The following is a 20,451-nucleotide window of genomic DNA, read 5'->3' as shown; positions in this document are numbered from 1 at the left end:
TGGGCACCGCGGCCGCCCCCACGCGCCCCCGCAGGGGCGCGGGGCTCGATGGATACGCGGCTCCGCCGCGCGGGCGCGACCGGCCACGACGGGGCCGCAGCCGATCGCTCGACGAAGGTCACCCCTTCGTGCCACCGGCGGTGAGGCCCGTCACCAGGTTCTTCTGCACGAGGTAGAAGAACGCGGCGGCCGGTATCGCGATCAGCACAGCCGTCGCGGCCATCAGGTTGCGCTGCGCGTCGTGCTCGCTCACGAACGTCTGCAGACCGACGGCGAACGTGTACTTGTCGTCGCTCAGCAGGAACGTCGAGGCGAACGCGACCTCACCGAAGGCCGTGAGGAAGCTGTAGAAGGCCGCGACCGCGAGTCCCGGCTTGGCGAGCGGCAGGATGAGCCGCGCGAACGTGCCGAAGGGGGTCAGCCCGTCGACGCGCCCGGCCTCGTCGATCTCGAACGGGATGGTGTCGAAATAGCCCTTCATCAGCCAGGCGCAGTACGGCACGATCGTGGTGCAGTTGACAAGGATGAGACCAAGGTAGCTGTCGATGAGCTGCAGATCCGAGAGAATCTGGTACATCGGCACGATCAGTACCGCGATGGGGAACATCTGGGTGACCAGCAGCGCCCACATCAGCTTCCGGTAGCCCGGGAACCGCATGCGGGAGACCGCGTAGCCGGTGGACGCGGCGACGACGACACCGATGAATGTCGTGCCCAGCCCCACGATCAGCGTGCTCTTCAGCCAGTCGAAGAAGCCGGTGTCCTGCAGGACGAACGCGTAGTTGTCGAGGGAGACCTTGCCCCAGATGCGTCCGGGGTGGAGGTAGTCGTCCTTGTCCGGGCCGAGGGACAGGAAGACCAGCCAGGCGATCGGGAAGAGCGCGGTCAGGCTCGCACCGATCAGCACGGCGTGCGAGGCCACGGCGGCCGCGCGGCTCTGCTCGCCGCGTCGGCGCGTCCTGCCGGAGGCGCCCGAGGGGCGTCGCTCGCCCGCAGGGGCGGGGGTCTCGACGGTGGTCTTGCTCATTTTCGGACTCCTGCCTCAGATCGCGAGCTGCTGGTCGTTGCGGTTCAGCCAGCGGCGGTAGAAGGACGTGAAGACGATCAGGATGGACAGGAGCAGGATTCCGTAGGCGGCGGACTGGGCGTAGTCGCGCGGCTGCTGCCCGAAGCCCAGCTGGTAGGCCCAGGTGACGAGGATCTGGGCGTCCGGGGCGGTGTTGCCGAACAGCAGGAAGATGATGGCGAACTGGTTGAACGTCCAGATGACGCCGAGCAGGACGACCGTGGTGCTGACGGACCGGAGGCCGGGCAGGGTGACGTAGCGGAAGCGCTGCCAGGCGTTGGCGCCGTCCATCTCGGAGGCCTCGTACAGGCTCGCGTCGATCGACTGCAGGCCGCCGAGGAGCGAGACCATCATGAACGGCACACCGCACCAGGTGTTGACCATGATCGCTGAGAATCGCTGCCAGAAGGTGTCCTCCAGCCACGACGGCGTCGGCAGGTGCAGGAATTCCAGACCCGAGTTGATGATGCCGCCGTCGGCGAGCATGAACCGCCAGCCGAACACGGTGACGAAGGTCGGCACCGCCCAGGGCAGCACCAGGATCATCCGGTAGAGGGTGCGGCCGCGCAGCTTCTGGTTGAGCAGCAGGGCGAGACCGAGACCGATGCCGTAGTGCAGGGCGACACAGGCCGCCGTCCAGAAGACCGTCCACAGGACGTGCGACCAGAAGCGGTCGTACGCCGTAGAGCCCCACAGGATGTCGGCGTAGTTGTCCAGGCCGATGAACTTGTAGGTGGCGTCGATCTCGTTGACGCCGATCGTGCGGGCGGTGTTCAGGCTGGTGGCGTCGGTGAGGGTCAGGTACAGGCCGTAGCCCAGCGGGTACAGCACGAGGACGCCGAGGACGATCGCCACCGGGGCGATCATCGCGTACGCGTACCAGTGCTTGTGGAGGCCGTTCCTCAGCCGCTGCACCGGTCCGGGCCGTGGTTCCCGCTCACCGCGCCGCTTGCCGGTCGCTCGGTCGATGGCGACTGTCATGGTTCGACACCTTCTGGAAGTTCAAGGAGTTCGGAGGGGAGCTGCCCGGGTCGCAGGCGCAGGCGCGGGCCGGTGGCCGCCGGATCCCCTCCCCCGTGGCAGGGGGACCCGGCGGCCGCCCGGCGGTCACTTGGAGAAGCCGGGCACCAGCTTGGCGATGGCCGTCTCGGCGTCGCCGAGGCCCTTGTCCAGGGACTCCTTGCCACCCGCGATCTCGATCAGCTCGTCGTCGAGGGGGCCCCACAGGGAGCTGTACTCCGGCAGCGCCGGGCGCGGCTGGGCGGCGGACAGCACGCCCTGGTAGCCGGCGATGCCCGGGTCGGCCTTGACCTTGTCGGTGTAGGCGTCCTCGCGCGTGGGAAGCGTGGAGTTCTTCAGCGCGATGGTCTCCTGGGCCTTCGCCGAGGTCATGAACTTCACGAACTTCAGCGAGGCCTCCTGGTGGGCCTTGTCCGAGCCCGCGTACACGGAGAGGTTGTGGCCGCCGGTCGGGGCGCCCGCCTTGCCGGTGGAGCCGGCCGGGACGGTGGCGATGCCGAGGTTGTTCTTGTCCTTGAAGGCCGTGCCCTTGTAGAAGTTCGTGATCTCCCACGGACCCTGGACGATCGAGGCGACCTTGCCGCTGACGAACGCCTCCTGGATGTGGGCGTAGGCGTCTGCCGTGGTGTCGGCCTTGTGCAGGCCCTTGCCCTTGAACAGACCCTGCCAGGTGCCGTAGGCCTTCTTGGCCTCGGGCGAGGTGACGGTGATCTTCTTGGCCTCGGCGTCGACGGTGTCGGTGCCCTCGCCGTAGAGGAAGGACTGCGCGTAGTAGGCCTGGGTGGAGCCCCAGTAGCCGTCGACGCCGGTCTTGTCCTTGATGGTGGCGGCGGCCTTCTTCAGGTCGTTCCAGGTCTTGGGCGCCTCGACGCCGGCCTTCTCGAACAGGGCCTTGTTGTAGACGAGGGCGAGGGTGTCCGTGGTGAAGGGGGCGCCGTAGGTCTTGCCCTCGTACTTGGCCTGCTCGATCAGGCTGGGCTGGAACTTGTCCTGCTCGGCGAGGGCCTCGGTGCCGTCCAGCGGCGCGAAGAAGCCCTTCTTGGCGAAGGCGGGGGTCCAGCCGACCTCGGAGCGCAGCACGTCGGGGGCGCCCTGGGAACCGGCGGCGGTGTCGAACTTGTTCTGCGCCTGGTCGAAGGGGACGTTGACGTAGTTGACCTTGATGTCCTTGTTGGCGGCCTCGAACTCCTTGACCAGGGCCTGGTACGTCGGTGCCTCGTTGGTCGCGTTGGAGGTGTCCCACCAGGTGATGGTGACCGGGCCGCCGGCCTCGTCGCCGCTGTCGCTTCCGCCGCAGGCCGTCGCCGCCAGGGCGAGGGACGCCACCAGCGCGGTGGCCGCTATGCCACGCCGCATGAGTTCTCCTTGAGGGTGAAGCCCGTTGTGCTGCCGACTGCGCCGTTGGCGGCCGGGCGTCGGTGAGATTAGCCGCGCTGGAAGGACTTGCGAAAGACCTTGCAGCAAAATCATGCAAGACGTGCGGATGGTTACCCCGCCGTGACCTCTCCCTGATCGCCCTGAAGCCCGGAGTTACCGCTGTTCGACGGGGAGTCGGACAGCTGTGCAAGACTCTGCAAGCACTTGCCATCCGTCTCCGCCGGGGGAATCATCCGTTGCGGAGCGGACGCCGACACGACTTCGAGGGACCGCGATGACCAAGCAATCCGCAGCGGGCCGTGCGACGGCCCGCACCCGGCGTCCCGTCGGTGTGCAAGGAGATCCCCGGCCGCTACAGTCCGGTGCTGTGACCACACGGCTTGCCGACATCGCTGTGCAGGCGGGGGTGAGCGAAGCGACCGTCAGCCGCGTCCTCAACGGGAAGCCGGGCGTCGCCGCCACCACCCGCCAGTCCGTGCTGGCCGCCCTCGACGTACTCGGCTACGAACGCCCGGTGCGCCTGCGCCAGCGCAGCGAGGGGCTGGTGGGGCTGATCACCCCGGAGCTGGAGAACCCGATCTTCCCGGCCCTGGCGCAGGTCATCGGCCAGGCGCTGACGCGGCAGGGCTACACACCGGTGCTGGCCACCCAGACACCGGGCGGCTCGACGGAGGACGAGCTGACGGAGATGCTCGTGGACCGCGGGGTCGCCGGCATCATCTACGTCTCCGGACTGCACGCGGACACCACCGCCGACATGCAGCGCTACGACCGGCTGCGCGCCCAGGGCGTGCCCTACGTGCTGGTCGACGGCTTCTCGCCGAAGGTGCAGGCGCCGTTCATCTCCCCCGACGACCGCGCCGCGATGAGCCTCGCGGTGACGCACCTGGTGTCCCTGGGCCACACCCGGATCGGCCTGGCCCTCGGGCCCAAGCGGTTCGTGCCGGTGCAGCGCAAGATCGAGGGGTTCGTGCGCACGGTGCAGGACCAGTTGAGCCTGGGCGCCGAGACCGTCGAGAAGGAGCTGGTGCAGCACTCCCTGTACACCCTGGAGGGTGGTCAGGCGGCGGCCACGGCGTTGATCGAGCGGAACTGCACGGCCGTGGTGTGCGCCAGCGACATGATGGCCCTGGGCGCGATCCGGGCGGCCCGGCAGCTCGGTCTGGACGTGCCGAAGGACATCTCCGTGGTCGGCTTCGACGACTCCCCGCTGATCGCCTTCACCGACCCGCCCCTGACCACGGTCCGCAAGCCGGTCCCGGCGATGGGGCAGGCCGCCGTGCGCACGCTGCTGGAGGAGATCGGCGGGACGCCCGCGCCGCACAGCGAATTCGTGTTCATGCCCGAACTGGTGGTGCGCGGTTCGACCGCTTCTGCCCCCGGGGAACGCGCTCGCTCCTGAGGCCCCCGGCCAGGGGTCGCCGTTGAACATGCGGCGCGGACAGCGCCGCGGGATGATCGGTGGGGAAGTCCTTTTCTGGCAAACTCTGTGCCTATGGGTAATACGACCGTGACGACGCAGGAAGGGCGGAAAACGCCCCTTCCGCACCCCGCCACGGCTGTGACCCGGCCGGGTCCGCTGCACCGGCTGCGCACCCCCCACCGGCCCCGGTTCTGGTTCGAGATCCTGCTGATCGCGGTGAGTTACTGGACGTACTCGCTCGTCCGCAACGCCGTGCCCGAGCAGAAGGCCGAGGCCCTGCGCAACGCCGACTGGATCTGTCGGGCCGAGCACCACGTGGGCATCGCCGTCGAGGAGTCCGTCAACCGCGCCGTGAACTCGGTGCATTGGCTCATCGTCGGGATGAACTACTACTACGCGACGCTCCACTTCATCGTCACGCTGGGTGTCCTTGTGTGGCTGTACCGTCGTCATCCCGGCCGCTACGCGGCAACCCGGCTGGTGCTGTTCGCGACCACGGCCGTCGCCCTGGTCGGTTACTACCTGTATCCGCTGGCACCCCCGCGGCTGATGAACGGCGGCGGCTTCATCGACACGGTCATGGTCCACCAGACCTGGGGTTCGATGGCGTCCGGCGACCTGAAACACATGTCCAACCAGTACGCCGCGATGCCGTCGATGCACATCGGCTGGTCCGTGTGGTGCGGGCTGACGATCTTCGCCCTGGCGAGGGTGCCCTGGGTGCGGGTGCTGGGCCTGCTGTACCCGGCGCTGACGCTGGTGGTCATCGTCGCGACGGCCAACCACTTCTGGCTGGACGCGGTCGGTGGCGTGCTGTGCCTGGCCTTCGGGTTCACGGTGGCCCGGCTCTGGTACGGAAGGCAGCCGTACGCACTGCCCCGGACGGTGCCGGCCCGCAGGTGGGGCGCGGTCCGGGAAGACAACGTGCCGGGGGCCCGGACCGGCGGGACTCAGCGCTCGGCGGCCCCGTAGAAGAGTTCCTCCATCACGCCTCGCGCCCTGCGCGCGGTCCGCCGGTAGCCGTCGAGCATGTCGCCGACGTGGCCGGGGCCGTAGCCCAAGTACCGTCCTACGGCGGCCAGCTCCCGGGGATCGGAGGGGAAGGTGTCGCCGGCCCGGCCACGGACCAGCATCACCGCGTTGCGGACACGGGTCGCGAGGACCCAGGCCTCGTCGAGGGTCGCCGCGTCCTCGTCGGTGATCAGCCCGGCGGCGCGGGCCGCGGCCAGGGCCTCGCGGGTGCGGGTGGTGCGCAGGCCCGGCTCCGCCGCGCCGTGCCGCAGCTGCATGAGCTGCACGGTCCACTCCACGTCGGACAGGCCGCCCGGTCCGAGCTTGGCGTGCAGCTTGGGGTCGGCGCCGCGCGGCAGCCGCTCGGACTCCATGCGGGCCTTCAGCCGCCGGATGTCGCGCACGGCCTCGTCGCCGAGCCCGTCCGCCGGGTAGCGCAGCGGGTCGACCAGCTCGATGAAGCGACGGCCCAGCTCCTCGTCGCCGGCCACGGGCTCGGCCCGCAGCAGGGCGTGCGACTCCCACGTCAGGGCCCACCGGCGGTAGTACGCCGCGTAGGACGTGAGGGTGCGCACCATCGGCCCGGACTTGCCCTCCGGGCGCAGGTCGGCGTCGATGAGCAGCGGCGGGTCGGAGCTCGGGATCTGGAGCAGACGGCGCATCTCGGAGACGACCTTGCCGGCCGCCTGGGCCGCTTCCCGCTCGTCGACGCCGTCGCGCGGTTCGTGGACGAACAGCACGTCCGCGTCGGAGCCGTAGGCCAGTTCGTGGCCGCCGAACCGGCCCATGCCGATGATCGCGAACCGGGTGGGCAGGTCGCTCCCCCAGCCGTCCCGCACGACCGCGCGGAGCGTGCCGGCCAGGGTCGCGGCGGTCAGGTCCGACACCGCGCCGCCGACCCGGTCCACCAGGGCACCCTGATCGGCCTCGGCGGGCTGCTCCTCGGTGCCGTAGGAGCCGACGATGTCGGCGGCGGCCGTACGGAACAGCTCGCGGCGGCGCACACCGCGGGCGGCCGTGACCGCCTGGGCGGCGCCGTCGGCGCGTTTCACGGCGGCCAGTATCTCCTGCTCCAGGTGGGCGCGGGGCCGGGGTTCCAGACCACCGCCGTCCCCGTCGCCGAGCAGCGCGACCGCCTCCGGGGCGCGCATCAGCAGGTCGGGCGCGAGGCGGCCGGCGGACAGGACCCGGGCCAGGTTCTGCGCGGCGGCGCCCTCGTCCCGCAGCAGCCGCAGGTACCAGGGCGTCTTGCCGAGGGCGTCGGACACCTTGCGGAAGTTGAGCAGTCCCGCGTCCGGGTCGGCCGAGTCGGCGAACCAGCCGAGCAGGACGGGCAGCAGCGTGCGCTGGATGGCGGCCTTGCGGGTGACGCCGGAGGCCAGTGCCTCCAGATGGCGCAGGGCGGAGGCCGGGTCGGCGTAGCCGAGGGCGACCATGCGCTCCCTGGCCGCCTCGGTGCTGAGCCGGGCCTCACCGGTGGCGAGCTGGGCGACCGCGTCGAGCAGCGGCCGGTAGAAGAGCTTCTCGTGCAGCCGGCGTACGACGCCCGCGTGCCGCCGCCACTCGCGGTGCAGGTCGGCGACCGGGTCCGCGCGCAGGCCGAGGGAGCGGCCGATGCGGCGCAGCTCGGCCTCGTCCTGGGGGACGAGGTGGGTGCGCCGCAGCCGGAACAGCTGGATGCGGTGCTCCATGGACCGCAGGAAGCGGTAGGCCTCGTCGAGCTGGGCCGCGTCGGACCGGCCGACGTAACCGCCGGCGGCGAGGGCCCTCAGCGCGTCCAGCGTCGTACCGCTGCGCAGGGAGGTGTCGGCCCGGCCGTGCACCAGCTGGAGCAGCTGCACGGCGAACTCGACGTCCCTGAGGCCGCCCGGGCCCAGCTTCAGCTGGCGGTCGACCTCGGCGACGGGGATGTTCTCCACGACCCGGCGGCGCATCTTCTGCACGTCGGGGACGAAGTTCTCGCGCTCGGCGGCCTTCCACACCAGGGGCTGGACGGCGGCGACGTACTCCTCGCCGAGGTCGAGGTCGCCCGCCACCGGGCGGGCCTTGAGCAGCGCCTGGAACTCCCAGGTCTTGGCCCAGCGCTGGTAGTAGGCGAGGTGGCTGGAGAGGGTCCGCACGAGGGGACCGTTGCGGCCCTCGGGCCGGAGGTTGGCGTCGACGGGCCAGATGGAACCCTCGACGGTCGTCTCGGAGCAGATCCGCATCATGTGCGAGGCGAGCCGCGTCGCGGCGCGTACGGCCTTGGTCTCGTCGGTGCCCTCGGTGGCCTCCCCGACGAAGATGACGTCCACGTCCGAGACGTAGTTCAGCTCGTGGCCGCCGCACTTGCCCATCGCGATGACCGCGAGCCGGCACAGCCCGGCGTCCTCCGGTGCGGCCGCCTCCGCGAGGGCGAGGGCGGCGCGCAGGGTGGCGGTGGCGAGGTCGGCGAGCTCGGCGGCGGACTCGGCGAGGCCTGTCGTGCCGCAGACGTCCCGGGCGGCGATGGACAGCAGGCAGCGCCGGTAGGCGACCCGCAGGGAGACCGGGTCGGTGGCTTCCGCGAGGCCGGCCTCGAACTCCTCCACCCCGGGGTGCAGGTCGTACGCCTCGTACATGACGAGTGCCTGCCAGTCGTCCGGGTGCCGGGTGAGGTGGTCGGCGAGGGCGGTGGAGGCGCCGAGGACGCCGAGGAGGCGGTCGCGCAGGGGTTTGGCCGCGATCAGGGTGTCGAGCAGTTCCCGGCGGGCGGCGGGGCTCTGCTGGGCCTCCAGCAGCCGGACGAGGCCGAGCAGCGCGAGATCGGGGTCGGCTGTGGCGCCCAGCGCCTCCAGCAGCACCGGGTCGTCGCGCAGGGGCGCGAGCTCCGGGCTGTCCAGGAGCCGTTCGGCGGCGGAGGCGTCGGTGAAACCGTGCCGCAGCAGCCGCGTGAAGGTACTGCTCCTGCGCCCCGGCGCCGCCGTCATCCGGGCCCTCCCTCGCACTGTTCCTCGGACATGCATCGGATCAAGGTCGTACGGCTTCGAGCGTAACGGCACGGGCCGGGAGAAGCGCCGGTGAGGTCGGCAGGCGGACAGGGCCGCGCGCCCGCCCGGCAGGCGCCACGACGACGAGACGACGAGACGACGGCGGCCGTCGCCGGGGTGGGGAGGGCGGGCGGACGGGCACGGCTCACGGCGGCCGTCGCCGGGCTGGGCAGGGCCGGCGGACAGACACGGCTCACAGCGGCCGGACCGCTGTGGATCATGACGGGCAGGGCTGGACGGACGGCCGCCCGTCCAGCCCTTCGTCTGCGGCCGGGGCCCAACGCGCACGGGCCCGGTGGCCCGGGTGTGCGGCGCAACGCCGGGAGCAACGGGACCGCGCGCCCCGGTGTGGCCGCAGACGTGTGGCTACCCGATGTGGGTGTGGCCGCAGACGTGTGGCTACGGAGACTGGCCGGGTGTGGGAGACGGGGTACGACGGTTTCCGGTGCCACGGGGGACGCGAGGGCCATTTCCACCACGGCACGGGTCCGGTCGCCGTCCACTCGGTGGCGCCGCACGCCGTTATCGGCTTCGGTGAGGGGGAACCGTTCAGCCGGCTCCAGTCCGCGTCAGCCGACTTCCGCCGGACCAGGTGATCGGTTCTCATGCGGCCGGACGAAGGAGTCACGCCATGGACATCACCCTCGAAGTCATCCCGCTGCCCGTGAGCGACGTCGACCGCGCCCGGGACTTCTACCGGGACAAGGTCGGCTTCCACGTGGACATCGACCAGGAGGTCATGCCCGGGATGCGGATCGTCCAGCTGACCCCTCCGGGTTCCGGCTGCTCGATCGCCCTGGGCGAGTCCATCTGGCAGATGACGCCCGGCCCCACCCCGGCCCCGGGTTCCTACCAGGGCCTGCAACTGTGCGTCGCCGACATCAAGGCGGCCCACGCGGAGCTGCTCGCCCGCGGCCTCGACGTCTCGGAACCGGTCCAGTACTCCCCGGACGACGGCGCCACGTTCATGCACTTCCAGGATCCGGACGGCAACGGGTGGGCGGTGCAGGAGTACCGGCGCCGGGCCACCGAGCCGCTGCACCAGCTGCTGGCGGATCTGAAACGGCAGCAGGCCTGAGGACCCGGAGACGCCGGAGAACCGGTCAGGAATCGAGAAGCACGGGTGCCGGAGCGCGATTAGCGTCGTTCTCATGACTTCCATCGCATCCGTCACCCTCGAGGTGGCCGACCCCGCCGCCGCCGACCGCTTCTACAACGCCGCCTTCGGTCTGGGCGATCGGCTGCGCCTGCGGGCGTCGGAGGCACCGACCTCCGGCTTCCGCGGATTCACCCTGTCGCTCGTGGTCGCCCAGCCGGCTGATGTGGACGCCCTCCTCGACGCGGCCGTGCAGGCCGGGGCGACGACGCTGAAGCCCGCCGCCAAGTCGCTCTGGGGCTACGGGGGCGTCGTCCAGGCCCCGGACGGGACGATCTGGCAGCTCGCGTCGTCGTCGAAGAAGAACACCGGCCCGGCGACCCGGCGGGTGGACGAGTTCGTCCTGCTGCTCGGCGTCGAGGACGTGAAGGCCAGCAAGCAGTTCTACGTCGAGCACGGCCTGGCCGTGGGGAAGAGCTTCGGCGGCAAGTACGTCGAGTTCGCCACCGAGGGCCCCGTGAAGCTGGCCCTGTACAAGCGCCGCGGCCTCGCCAAGGTCGCCGGCGTCTCCCCCGACGGCACCGGCTCCCACCGCCTCACCATCACCGGCGACGCCGGGCCGTTCACCGACCCGGACGGATTCGCGTGGACGACGGCTTCGGAGAACGCGTCGGTGTGAGCGGCGCCGGCGGACACCCGCCGGCGCCGGCCGAGGGAACCTACAGCGCCGGAAGGTTCTTCCGCAGCTCGAACGCCGTGACCTCCGAGCGGTACTCCTCCCACTCCTGCCGCTTGTTGCGCAGGAAGAAGTCGAAGACGTGCTCGCCGAGGGTCTCGGCGACGAGGTCGCTGCGTTCCATGAGGGTCAGGGCCTCGCCGAGGTTCTGCGGGAGCGGCTCGATGCCCATGGCGCGGCGCTCCGCGTCGGAGAGGGCCCAGACGTCGTCCTCGGCGCCCGGCGGGAGCTCGTAGCCCTCCTCGATGCCCTTGAGGCCGGCGGCCAGCAGCAGCGCGTACGCCAGGTACGGGTTCGCGCCGGAGTCGATGGAGCGGACCTCCACCCGGGCGGAGCCCGTCTTGCCGGGCTTGTACATCGGGACGCGGACGAGCGCCGAGCGGTTGTTGTGGCCCCAGCAGATGTATGAGGGGGCCTCGCCGCCCGCACCGGCCGTGCGCTCCGCGCCGCCCCAGATGCGCTTGTAGGAGTTCACCCACTGGTTGGTGACCGCGGAGATCTCCGCCGCGTGCCGCAGCAGGCCCGCGATGAAGGAGCGGCCCACCTTGGAGAGCTGGTACTCCGAACCCGACTCGTAGAACGCGTTGCGGTCGCCCTCGAAGAGTGACAGGTGCGTGTGCATGCCGCTGCCGGGGTGCTCGGAGAAGGGCTTCGGCATGAACGTGGCGTGCACGCCCTGCTCCAGGGCCACCTGCTTCATGACGAGGCGGAACGTCATGACGTTGTCGGCCGTGGACAGCGCGTCGGCGTAGCGGAGGTCGATCTCCTGCTGGCCCGGCGCGCCCTCGTGGTGGGAGAACTCCACCGAGATGCCCATCGACTCCAGCATGGTGATCGCCTGGCGGCGGAAGTCCATGCCGACGTTGGTGGGGGTGTGGTCGAAGTAGCCGGAGTTGTCGGCCGGGGTGGGGCGGGAGCCGTCCAGCGGGCGGTCCTTCAGCAGGAAGAACTCGATCTCCGGGTGGGTGTAGAAGGTGAAGCCCAGGTCGGAGGTGCGGGCGAGGGCACGCTTGAGCACGTAGCGCGGGTCGGCGAAGGACGGGGAGCCGTCCGGCATGAGGATGTCGCAGAACATGCGGGCCGTGCCCGGGGCCTCCGCTCGCCAGGGCAGGATCTGGAAGGTCGACGGGTCGGGCTTGGCGATCATGTCGGACTCGTAGACCCGGGCGAAGCCCTCGATCGCGGAGCCGTCGAAGCCGATGCCCTCGTCGAAGGCCTGCTCCAGTTCGGCCGGGGCCACGGCGACCGACTTGAGGAAGCCCAGCACGTCCGTGAACCACAGGCGTACGAACCGGATGTCGCGCTCCTCCAACGTCCGGAGCACGAACTCCTGCTGCTTGTCCATCTTCCGCTTCCCCATCCTTGCTGGTCAGGCCGCCTTCTCTTCCGTACCACGGGAGGCGGTCGGGCACCAGAGCATCAGACCACACCACCATTTCGTGCGCGTTGCGGACCATGATCGCCCGGCCGGCCCGGGGTCGTACGCCCCACGTACGGCAGGTGAACTGCTCTTCCGCCCATAGTGCCTGCTCGCACCGGCATCCGTAACGGCCGGTTCCTTTCGCTGCACACCCACTTAATTTGCATCTCAGATGCAACTTTAAATATCGTGCGCACAATCGAGCCTTGAGGAGTTCCGATGCTGTCCGAGCAGTCCGCCGTCACCGTCCGCGCCACACTCCCCGCCGTCGGCGCGGCCCTCGGCACGATCACCGAGCGCTTCTACGCCGGGCTGTTCGCGGCCCACCCGGAGCTGCTGCGGGACCTGTTCAACCGGGGCAACCAGGCCGCCGGCACCCAGCGCCAGGCGCTGGCGGGTTCGGTCGCCGCCTTCGCGACGCACCTGCTGGACCGCCCGGAGCAGCGGCCGGACGCCATGCTCCAGCGCATCGCCCACAAGCACGCCTCGCTCGGCGTCACGCCGGAGCAGTACGGCATCGTCCACGAGCACCTGTTCGCCGCCATCGCCGAGGTGCTGGGCGACGCCGTCACGCCCGAGGTGGCCGCCGCCTGGGACGAGGTGTACTGGCTGATGGCGAACGCGCTGATCGCCGTGGAGCAGCGGCTGCGCGAGGAGCGCGGCGGGCACACCTGGCGGACCTGGGAGGTCGTCGAGCGGGTCACCGAGACCGAGGACGTCGCCACGTTCCGGCTGCGGCCCGCCGACGGCGGCCCGGTGCGGGACTTCCTGGCCGGCCAGTACGTCTCCGTCCGCGTGGCCCTCGCCGACGGCGCCCGGCAGATACGGCAGTACAGCCTCTCCGGGGCGCCGGGCCCGGACCTGCGGCAGATCAGCGTGAAACGCGTGCGCGAGCCCGGCGCTCCCGACGGCGAGGTCTCCAACCACCTGCACGCGCGCGTGCGGGTCGGCGACGTCCTGGAGCTGTCCGAGCCGTACGGCGACCTGGTCCTGGACGCCGGCCCCGACACGCCCCTGCTGCTGGCCTCGGCGGGCATCGGCGTGACCCCGATGACGGCGATGCTGGCGCACCTCGCCCACTCGGGGCACCGCGCCCCGGTCACCGTCGTGCACGCCGACCACTCCCCCGCGACCCACGCCCTGCGCGCCGACCACGAGGCCTGGGCGGCCAAGCTCCCCGACGCGGCCGTCCACCTCTGGTATGAGCAGGACGCCCCCGCGGGCACCCACACCGGCCTGGCCGACCTGAGCGGCGTCGCACTCGCCCCGGCCACGCGCGCGTACCTGTGCGGCCCGCTCCCGTTCATGCGGGCGATGCGGGCCCAGCTGATCGCCAAGGGCGTGGCCCCCGCCGACATCCACTACGAGGTGTTCGGCCCGGACCTGTGGCTGGCGGGGCAGGCCTAGGAGCCCTGTCGGTTCCCGATGACGGGGCCCTGGGCGCCGCGGGGCTCTGGACCCCGCGAGATCCCCAGCAACAGCGCGCCCGTCGGCGCCGCCACGATGTCCTCCACCGTGACCGGGTCCAGTGAGGTGAAGAACGCCTCCTGGGCCCGGCGCAGGGCGGTGCGCAGGCGGCAGGCGGCGTTGAGGGGGCAGGGGGTGGGGCCGTCGCAGTCGACGACGTCGCCGTCGCCCTCGAAGGCGCGGACCACGGCACCGACCGAGGCCGTACGGCCCGCCTCGGTGAGCGTGAGGCCGCCGCCGCGACCGCGGCGGGCCTGGAGCAGGCCCAGGTGCTGGAGCTCGGCGACGACCTTCGCCAGGTGGGTGTACGGCACGTTCATGCCGTCCGCGACGTCCCGGGTCGTCGGACTGGACCCGCCCGCGACGGCGAGCCGCATCAGGACCCGCAGGGCGAGGTCGGTGGAGCGCAGCAGCCGCATGCAGGCAGCGTAGGTAATGGGAATCTCCGGTACAAATTTTCCGGGGGGAGAGCGGCGCCGGGAGCGGGGAAGCTGTCGTCCTGCTGTCGGTGCCGTATCGATTCGGCCCATTCCGGCGGCCGCTCTACGAGGCGCCCCGTCTCCCCCATTACGATCAGCCCACCCGACTGTCACTTTTCCCACGAAGGACACCCCATGGGCTCCGCCAAGAAGGCCAGCACGTCGCGCAAGGCTCGAATAGAGGAGATGCGGCGCGCCGAGCAGTCCCGTGAGCGCCGCAACCGGATCCTCACCATCGCGGCCAGCCTCGTGATCGTGACCGGACTGGTCGTCGGCGGTGTCGTGCTCGTGCGGTCCCAGGACGACGGGGCCAGTGACACCGCGGCGGCGAGCGACTCCTCCGGCAAGGGCACGTTCGTGACGGGCAAGGACGGCGTGCGGACCTGGGAGGGCAAGCTGGCCCGCAACCACGTCACCAAGGCCGTGAAGTACGCCTCCGAACCGCCGGTCGGCGGGGACCACAACCCCGTCTGGATGAACTGCAACGGCGACGTCTACACCGAGCCGGTGAAGAACACCAACGCCGTGCACTCGCTGGAGCACGGCGCGGTGTGGGTGACGTACAACGCCGCCGCGAAGAAGTCCGACGTCGACGCGCTCGCGGCGAAGGTGAAGAAGACGCCGTACACGCTGATGAGCCCGGTGGACGACCAGAAGGACCCGATCATGCTCTCGGCGTGGGGCCACCAGCGCACGGTGACGGGCGCGAGCGACCCGAACGTGGACAAGTTCTTCGAGAAGTTCGTCCAGGGCGAGCAGACCCCCGAGCCGGGTGCCGCCTGCACGAACGGGCTGTCCAAGTGAGGCATGCCGGCCTGGTCGCCGGGGCCGCTGCGACGGCGCTCGTCGCGGCCGGTGCGATCACCTACGCCGTCGCGGGGGACGACGGCGGCGGCAGGACGCCCTCCGCCGAGTCCGCGGACGCCGGGTTCGCGCGGGACATGGCGGTGCACCACCAGCAGGCGGTGGAGATGTCGTACGTCGTGCGCGACCGCACGGGGAACGAGGAGGTCCGGCGCCTGGCGTACGACATCGCCCAGACCCAGGCCAACCAGCGCGGCATGATGCTCGGCTGGCTGGACCTGTGGGGCCTGCCGAAGGTGTCCTCCGAGCCGCCGATGACCTGGATGGACATGGGCGGCATGGCCTCGGCCAAGGACGGCGCGCTGATGCCCGGCATGGCGACCAACTCCGAGATGAAGAAGCTCGGAGAGCTCAGCGGGAAGCAGGCGGAGGTCTTCTACCTGCAGCTGATGACGGACCATCACGAGGGCGGCGTCCACATGGCCCGGGGCTGCGCGGACCGGTGCGTGGTCGGGGTCGAGAAGCGGCTCGCGCAGGGCATGGTGGACGCGCAGCAGTCGGAGATCCTCCTGATGGCGGACATGCTCAAGGAGCGCGGCGCCGCACCGCGTTCCTAGGGGCGGTGGCCAGGTCAGCCTCCGCTCAAGAAGCGCGACCCGCACCGCGTTCCTAGGGGCGGTGGCCAGGTCAGCCTCCGCTCAAGAAGCGCGGCCCGCACCGCGATCCTGGGGACGGCGGGCACGCAAGCCTCCGCTCAAGAAGCGCGGCCCGCACCGCGTTCCTGGGGGCGGTGCGCACGTAAGCCTCAAATCGCCCTGCCTGGCGGCCTCTTGGGCTCTTCTTGGTCTGCGTGGGGCGCTTCTTGGGCTGCGCAATTCCCTTGCATGAACGGTTCATCGCGAGAGTGGCGACCGTCGAGTGATCCACTCGCGACGAACCGCACAGGGGGTTCCATGAGATCCAACCGCGCCTCGGTGCGCGCCGGGGTGAGCATGGCAGCGACACTGCCGATGCTCGTCGGTGCGCTGGCGCTCGGCATACCCGCGGCGCACGCCGCCGACCACCCGCTCCGTGACCTGCTGTCCGGGACCCGCCCCACGTGGGCCACGGCCCACGCGGACAGGGGCGCCACCGCCGACGGCGCCCGGGTCTCGGCCCGGGTCTACCTCGCCGGCAAGGACGCGGCGGGCCTCGCCGCCTACGCGAAGGCCGTCTCCGACCCGGCCTCGGGCTCGTACGGCAAGTACCTGACCGCCCAGCAGGCGCAGGCGCGCTTCGGTGCGACCGAGGCCCAGGTGGCGGCCGTGAAGTCCTGGCTGACGGCGGCGGGCCTGAAGGTCACCGGCGTCACCCGGCACTACGTCTCCGTCAGCGGTGACGTGGCCGCCGCCGAGAAGGCGTTCGGCACCCAGCTGCACGACTTCGCCAAGGGCTCGAAGACCTACCGCGCCCCCGCGGCCACCGCCTCCGCGCCGCAGAGCCTGGCCGACGCCGTCCTGACCGTGACCGGCCTGGACAACGCGCCGCACATGGCCACGCACGACGATCAACTGCCGCCGCCGGACACCGTGTTCCGCAACGCCGGGCCGTTCTCCTCGTACTACGGCTCGAACACCGCGAGCACGCTCCCGGACGCGTACGGCAAGAAGATCCCGTACGCCGTGAAGGGTTACACGGGCAAGCAGTTGCGGGCCGCCTACGGCGCGGGCAAGCGCACCGGCAAGGGCGTCCGGGTCGCCGTCACGGACGCGTACGCCTCCCCGACGATCGCCTACGACGCCGCCACCTACGCCAAGCGCCACGGCGACGCGGCGTGGAAGACCGGCCGGCTGCACCAGGTGCTGCCGAAGAAGTACACCGACACCGAGGACTGCTCGGCCTCCGGCTGGTACGGCGAGGAGACCCTGGACGTCGAGGCCGTGCACGCGGTCGCGCCGGCCGCGGACGTGACGTACGTGGGCGCCGCCTCCTGCGCGGACGGCGATCTGCTCGACGCGCTCGGCAAGGTCGTCGACAGCCACCTGGCCGACATCGTCTCCAACTCCTGGGGCGAGGTCGAGGCCGCGCAGACCCCGGATCTCGCGGCCGCCTACGACCAGGTCTTCCAGCTGGGCGCGGTCGAGGGCATCGGCTTCTACTTCTCCTCCGGTGACAACGGCGACGAGGTCGCGAGCTCCGGGACGAAGCAGGTCGACTCCCCGGCCGACTCGGCGTGGGTCACCGCCGTCGGCGGCACCTCGCTGGCCGTCGGCAAGGGCGACAGGTACCTGTGGGAGACCGGCTGGGGCACCGACAAGGCGACCCTGTCGGCCGACGGCAAGAGCTGGACGGACTTCCCCGGCGCCTTCACCTCCGGCGCGGGCGGCGGCACCAGCAAGACCGTCGCGGAGCCCTCCTACCAGCGGGCCGTGGTGCCGGACGCGCTGGCCGAGGCCAACGGCGCGGACGGCAACCGGGTCGTGCCGGACATCGCGGCTATCGCCGACCCGAACACCGGGTTCCTGGTCGGGCAGACGCAGACCTCGCCGGACGGGAAGACGCAGGCGTACGGCGAGTACCGCATCGGCGGCACCTCGCTGGCGGCCCCGACGATCGCGGCCGTCCAGGCCCTGGCCCAGGAAGCACGCGGCGGCAAGGCGATCGGCTTCGCCAACCCGGCGATCTACGCCAAGGCCGGCTCGAAGGTCTACCACGACGTCACCGACGACCCGACGGGCTCCGGCCTCGCTGTGGCCCGGGTGGACTTCGTGAACGGCTACGACGCCACCGGCGGTCTGTCCACGTCCGTGCGCGGTCTCGGCAAGGACAGCTCGCTGACAGCCGTGAAGGGCTACGACGACGTCACCGGCGTGGGCACACCCGCGAACGGCTACGTCGAGTCGTACCGGCGCGGCTGACCTCCGCAAGGGGACATGGGGTGGTGTGGGGTGACTCACACCACCCCATTGTGTCGCACTGACGATTACACTGGGCGGCGTGCCTCAACTACGTCTCGCCCTGAACCAGATCGACGCCGGCGTCGGCGACCTCGCCGGGAACACCGACTCGATCGTCCGCTGGACCCGGCACTCCGCCGAACAGGGAGCGCATCTCGTGGCGTTCCCCGAGATGGTGCTGACCGGGTATCCCGTCGAGGACCTGGCGCTCAGGTCGTCCTTCGTGGAGGCCTCTCGCGCGGCGCTCAGCGCTCTCGCCGCGCGTCTGGCCGAGGAGGGCTTCGGTGAGCTGCCGGTGATCGTCGGCTACCTGGACCGCAGTGCGACCGCCCAGCCGAAGTACGGCCAGCCGGCCGGCGCGCCGCAGAACGCGGGCGCGGTGCTGTACGGCGGTGAGGTGGTCCTGAACTTCGCCAAGCACCACCTGCCGAACTACGGCGTGTTCGACGAGTTCCGCTACTTCGTGCCCGGCGACAGCATGCCGGTGCTGCGGGTGCACGGCGTGGACATCGCCCTGGCCATCTGCGAGGACCTCTGGCAGGACGGCGGCCGCGTCCCCGCCGCCCGTTCGGCGCGGGCGGGCCTGCTGGTCTCGATCAACGCCTCCCCCTATGAGCGCAACAAGGACGACACGCGCCTGGAGCTGGTCCGCAAGCGGGCCCAGGAGGCCGGCTGCACCACGGCCTACCTGGCGATGATCGGCGGCCAGGACGAGCTCGTGTTCGACGGCGACTCGATCGTCGTCGACAGGGACGGCGAGGTCGTGGCGCGGGCGCCGCAGTTCGCCGAGGGCTGCGTGGTCCTGGACCTGGACCTGCCGGCGGCGTCGGCCGACGCGCCGACGGGCGTGGTCGACGACGGGCTGCGCATCGACCGCGTGGTGCTCTCCGAGGAGCCGCTGCCCGCGTACGAGCCGGAGCTCACGGGCGGTTACGCGGAGCGCCTGGACGACGACGAGGAGGTCTACTCGGCGCTGGTCGTGGGCCTGCGGGCGTACGTCGCGAAGAACGGCTTCTCCTCGGTCCTGATCGGTCTGTCGGGCGGCATCGACTCGGCGCTGGTCGCGGCGATCGCGTGCGACGCGGTGGGCGCGCGGAACGTGTACGGCGTCTCGATGCCGTCGAAGTACTCCTCGGACCACTCCAAGGACGACGCCGCCGATCTGGCCCGCCGCACCGGCCTGAACTACCGCACGGTCGCGATCGAGCCGATGTTCGACGCGTACATGGGCGCGCTGGGTCTGACGGGACTGGCGGAGGAGAACCTCCAGTCGCGTCTGCGCGGCACGCTGCTCATGGCGATCTCCAACCAGGAGGGCCACATCGTCCTGGCCCCCGGCAACAAGTCGGAGCTGGCGGTCGGCTACTCGACGCTCTACGGCGACTCGGTCGGGGCGTACGGCCCCATCAAGGACGTCTACAAGACGTCGGTCTTCCGCCTCGCCGAGTGGCGCAACCGGGCCGCCCGGGAGCGCGGCCAGACCCCGCCGATCCCGGAGAACTCGATCAGCAAGCCCCCGAGCGCGGAGCTGCGCCCGGGCCAGGTCGACACGGACTCGCTGCCCGACTACCCGGTGCTGGACGCGATTCTGGAGCTGTACGTGGACCGGGACCGGGGGGCCGACGAGATCGTGGCGGCCGGATTCGACGCGGAGCTGGTCGCGAAGACGCTGCGCATGGTCGACAGGGCCGAGTACAAGCGGCGCCAGTACCCGCCGGGGACGAAGATCTCCCCGAAGGGTTTCGGGAAGGACCGGCGGCTGCCGATCACGAACGGGTGGCGGGAGTCGCTCTGACGGGCACGCCGGGGAGGGACTTGATAGGCAAGTGAGCACTTGCCTATGCTGGGGTCGTGGCCGACGACCTCTTCAAAGCCTTGGCCGACCCCACCCGTCGCACCATCCTCGACGAGCTCGCGGAGCAGTCCGGGCAGACACTGTTCGAGATCTGCTCGCGGCTGAGCATGAAGCACCGGCTCGGCATCTCGCGCCAGGCGGTCTCCCAGCACCTCGCGGTGCTGGAGACCGCCGGGCTCGTCGAGACGAGGCGGGAGGGCCGCTGCAAGTTCCACGACCTGAACACCGCCCCGCTCCGGCAGATCACCGAGCGATGGCCGGTGCCCGACCCCTCCGGACCGGAAGAGAGCCCGTCATGAAGATCCACCTGACCAGCGTCTTCGTCGACGACCAGGCCAAGGCCCTCCGCTTCTACACCGAGGTCCTCGGCTTCGTGAAGAAGTACGACGTGCCCCTCGGCGAGACGGACCGATGGCTGACCGTCGTCTCTCCCGAGGAGCCCGGCGGCACGGAACTGCTCCTGGAGCCCGCCGGGCACCCGGCCGTCAAGCCCTACCGCGACGCGCTCGCCGCCGACGGCATCCCGCTCGCCCAGTTCGCCGTCACCGACGTCCGGGCCGAGTACGAGCGCCTGAGCGGCCTCGGCGTCCGCTTCACCCAGGAGCCCCTGGAGATGGGTCCCGTCACCACGGCCGTCTTCGACGACACCTGCGGCAACCTGATCCAGATCGCGACCCAGCCGCAGTAGCCTCTGTCACCTCCTTGACCGGTGACGGTGCCCGATGTCACCATCATCACCTGCCCAAGCGGTGA

At 70.9% G+C, this 20,451-nt stretch carries 17 protein-coding genes; 11 read left to right on the top strand and 6 right to left on the bottom strand.

What is annotated here, in order from left to right; genetic code table 11:
• Nucleotides 1-118: 118 nt before the first annotated feature.
• The 3 genes from ACFY9S_RS04365 to ACFY9S_RS04355 all read right to left on the bottom strand — a co-directional run bounded on the left by ACFY9S_RS04365 (nucleotide 119) and on the right by ACFY9S_RS04355 (nucleotide 3,442).
• On the bottom strand, nucleotides 119-1,027 hold the full coding sequence (locus ACFY9S_RS04365) for an ABC transporter permease subunit (RefSeq protein ID WP_391122678.1): 909 nt from the start codon (nucleotides 1,025-1,027) through the stop codon (nucleotides 119-121).
• A gap of 15 nt (nucleotides 1,028-1,042) precedes the next feature.
• Nucleotides 1,043-2,047, bottom strand: coding sequence for an ABC transporter permease subunit (locus ACFY9S_RS04360; protein WP_391122675.1), 1,005 nt, complete (start codon nucleotides 2,045-2,047; stop codon nucleotides 1,043-1,045).
• Between the two features lie 126 nt (nucleotides 2,048-2,173).
• The gene (locus ACFY9S_RS04355; RefSeq protein WP_391122672.1) at nucleotides 2,174-3,442 is read right to left on the bottom strand and encodes an extracellular solute-binding protein; all 1,269 of its coding nucleotides are present in this window, start codon (nucleotides 3,440-3,442) and stop codon (nucleotides 2,174-2,176) included.
• A 388-nt stretch (nucleotides 3,443-3,830) separates the two neighbouring features.
• Here ACFY9S_RS04355 and ACFY9S_RS04350 point away from each other — a divergent pair, with 388 nt between their 5' ends.
• Entirely contained in the window at nucleotides 3,831-4,865 is a 1,035-nt protein-coding gene (locus tag ACFY9S_RS04350; RefSeq protein WP_391122669.1) for a substrate-binding domain-containing protein, read from the top strand.
• A gap of 93 nt (nucleotides 4,866-4,958) precedes the next feature.
• Nucleotides 4,959-5,858, top strand: a complete 900-nt coding sequence (locus ACFY9S_RS04345; RefSeq protein ID WP_391122666.1) for a phosphatase PAP2 family protein — start codon at nucleotides 4,959-4,961, stop codon at nucleotides 5,856-5,858.
• Here ACFY9S_RS04345 and ACFY9S_RS04340 read toward each other — a convergent pair.
• Nucleotides 5,837-8,845, bottom strand: a complete 3,009-nt coding sequence (locus ACFY9S_RS04340; RefSeq protein ID WP_391122664.1) for a bifunctional [glutamine synthetase] adenylyltransferase/[glutamine synthetase]-adenylyl-L-tyrosine phosphorylase — start codon at nucleotides 8,843-8,845, stop codon at nucleotides 5,837-5,839. The genes ACFY9S_RS04345 and ACFY9S_RS04340 overlap by 22 nt on opposite strands.
• A gap of 691 nt (nucleotides 8,846-9,536) precedes the next feature.
• On the opposite strand from ACFY9S_RS04340, the gene ACFY9S_RS04335 reads away from it, so the two are divergent.
• Nucleotides 9,537-9,983 carry a VOC family protein gene (locus ACFY9S_RS04335; protein ID WP_391122661.1) on the top strand — a complete coding sequence of 149 codons (447 nt, stop codon included), beginning with the start codon at nucleotides 9,537-9,539 and terminating at the stop codon, nucleotides 9,981-9,983.
• 73 nt (nucleotides 9,984-10,056) lie between these two features.
• Nucleotides 10,057-10,680, top strand: coding sequence for a glyoxalase (locus ACFY9S_RS04330; RefSeq protein WP_391122658.1), 624 nt, complete (start codon nucleotides 10,057-10,059; stop codon nucleotides 10,678-10,680).
• A 40-nt stretch (nucleotides 10,681-10,720) separates the two neighbouring features.
• Here ACFY9S_RS04330 and glnA read toward each other — a convergent pair whose 3' ends face one another.
• Nucleotides 10,721-12,082: a type I glutamate--ammonia ligase gene (gene glnA / locus ACFY9S_RS04325; RefSeq protein ID WP_031131671.1), complete on the bottom strand. Its 1,362-nt coding sequence runs from the start codon at nucleotides 12,080-12,082 to the stop codon at nucleotides 10,721-10,723.
• 294 nt (nucleotides 12,083-12,376) lie between these two features.
• On the opposite strand from glnA, the gene ACFY9S_RS04320 reads away from it, so the two are divergent.
• Entirely contained in the window at nucleotides 12,377-13,564 is a 1,188-nt protein-coding gene (locus tag ACFY9S_RS04320) for a globin domain-containing protein (RefSeq protein WP_391122654.1), read from the top strand.
• Here the strand turns inward: ACFY9S_RS04320 and ACFY9S_RS04315 are convergent.
• Nucleotides 13,561-14,043, bottom strand: coding sequence for an Rrf2 family transcriptional regulator (locus ACFY9S_RS04315; RefSeq protein ID WP_391122652.1), 483 nt, complete (start codon nucleotides 14,041-14,043; stop codon nucleotides 13,561-13,563). The two genes, ACFY9S_RS04320 and ACFY9S_RS04315, sit on opposite strands and share 4 nt — an antisense overlap.
• A gap of 195 nt (nucleotides 14,044-14,238) precedes the next feature.
• Here ACFY9S_RS04315 and ACFY9S_RS04310 point away from each other — a divergent pair, with 195 nt between their 5' ends.
• The 6 genes from ACFY9S_RS04310 to ACFY9S_RS04285 all read left to right on the top strand — a co-directional run bounded on the left by ACFY9S_RS04310 (nucleotide 14,239) and on the right by ACFY9S_RS04285 (nucleotide 20,386).
• A complete protein-coding gene (locus ACFY9S_RS04310) occupies nucleotides 14,239-14,907 on the top strand; it encodes a DUF3105 domain-containing protein (protein ID WP_102909073.1) in 669 nt (222 codons plus the stop codon).
• The gene (locus tag ACFY9S_RS04305) at nucleotides 14,904-15,524 is read left to right on the top strand and encodes a DUF305 domain-containing protein (RefSeq protein ID WP_391122648.1); all 621 of its coding nucleotides are present in this window, start codon (nucleotides 14,904-14,906) and stop codon (nucleotides 15,522-15,524) included. Before ACFY9S_RS04310 ends, ACFY9S_RS04305 begins: the two co-directional genes overlap by 4 nt.
• A 336-nt stretch (nucleotides 15,525-15,860) precedes the next feature.
• Complete coding sequence (locus ACFY9S_RS04300) at nucleotides 15,861-17,804, top strand: protease pro-enzyme activation domain-containing protein (RefSeq protein ID WP_391122645.1); 1,944 nt, start codon at nucleotides 15,861-15,863, stop codon at nucleotides 17,802-17,804.
• A gap of 79 nt (nucleotides 17,805-17,883) precedes the next feature.
• Nucleotides 17,884-19,638: an NAD+ synthase gene (locus ACFY9S_RS04295; protein ID WP_391122642.1), complete on the top strand. Its 1,755-nt coding sequence runs from the start codon at nucleotides 17,884-17,886 to the stop codon at nucleotides 19,636-19,638.
• A gap of 56 nt (nucleotides 19,639-19,694) precedes the next feature.
• Entirely contained in the window at nucleotides 19,695-19,997 is a 303-nt protein-coding gene (locus tag ACFY9S_RS04290) for a metalloregulator ArsR/SmtB family transcription factor (protein WP_391122639.1), read from the top strand.
• Nucleotides 19,994-20,386 carry a VOC family protein gene (locus ACFY9S_RS04285; protein ID WP_102909078.1) on the top strand — a complete coding sequence of 131 codons (393 nt, stop codon included), beginning with the start codon at nucleotides 19,994-19,996 and terminating at the stop codon, nucleotides 20,384-20,386. Before ACFY9S_RS04290 ends, ACFY9S_RS04285 begins: the two co-directional genes overlap by 4 nt.
• Nucleotides 20,387-20,451: the final 65 nt, after the last annotated feature.

Source organism: Streptomyces sp. NPDC012474 (genome assembly GCF_042955185.1).
Taxonomy (GTDB): Bacteria; Actinomycetota; Actinomycetes; order Streptomycetales; family Streptomycetaceae; genus Streptomyces; species Streptomyces cahuitamycinicus.
The sequence above is the reverse complement of the archived record's forward strand: the minus strand, read 5'-3'. Positions and strand labels throughout refer to the sequence as shown.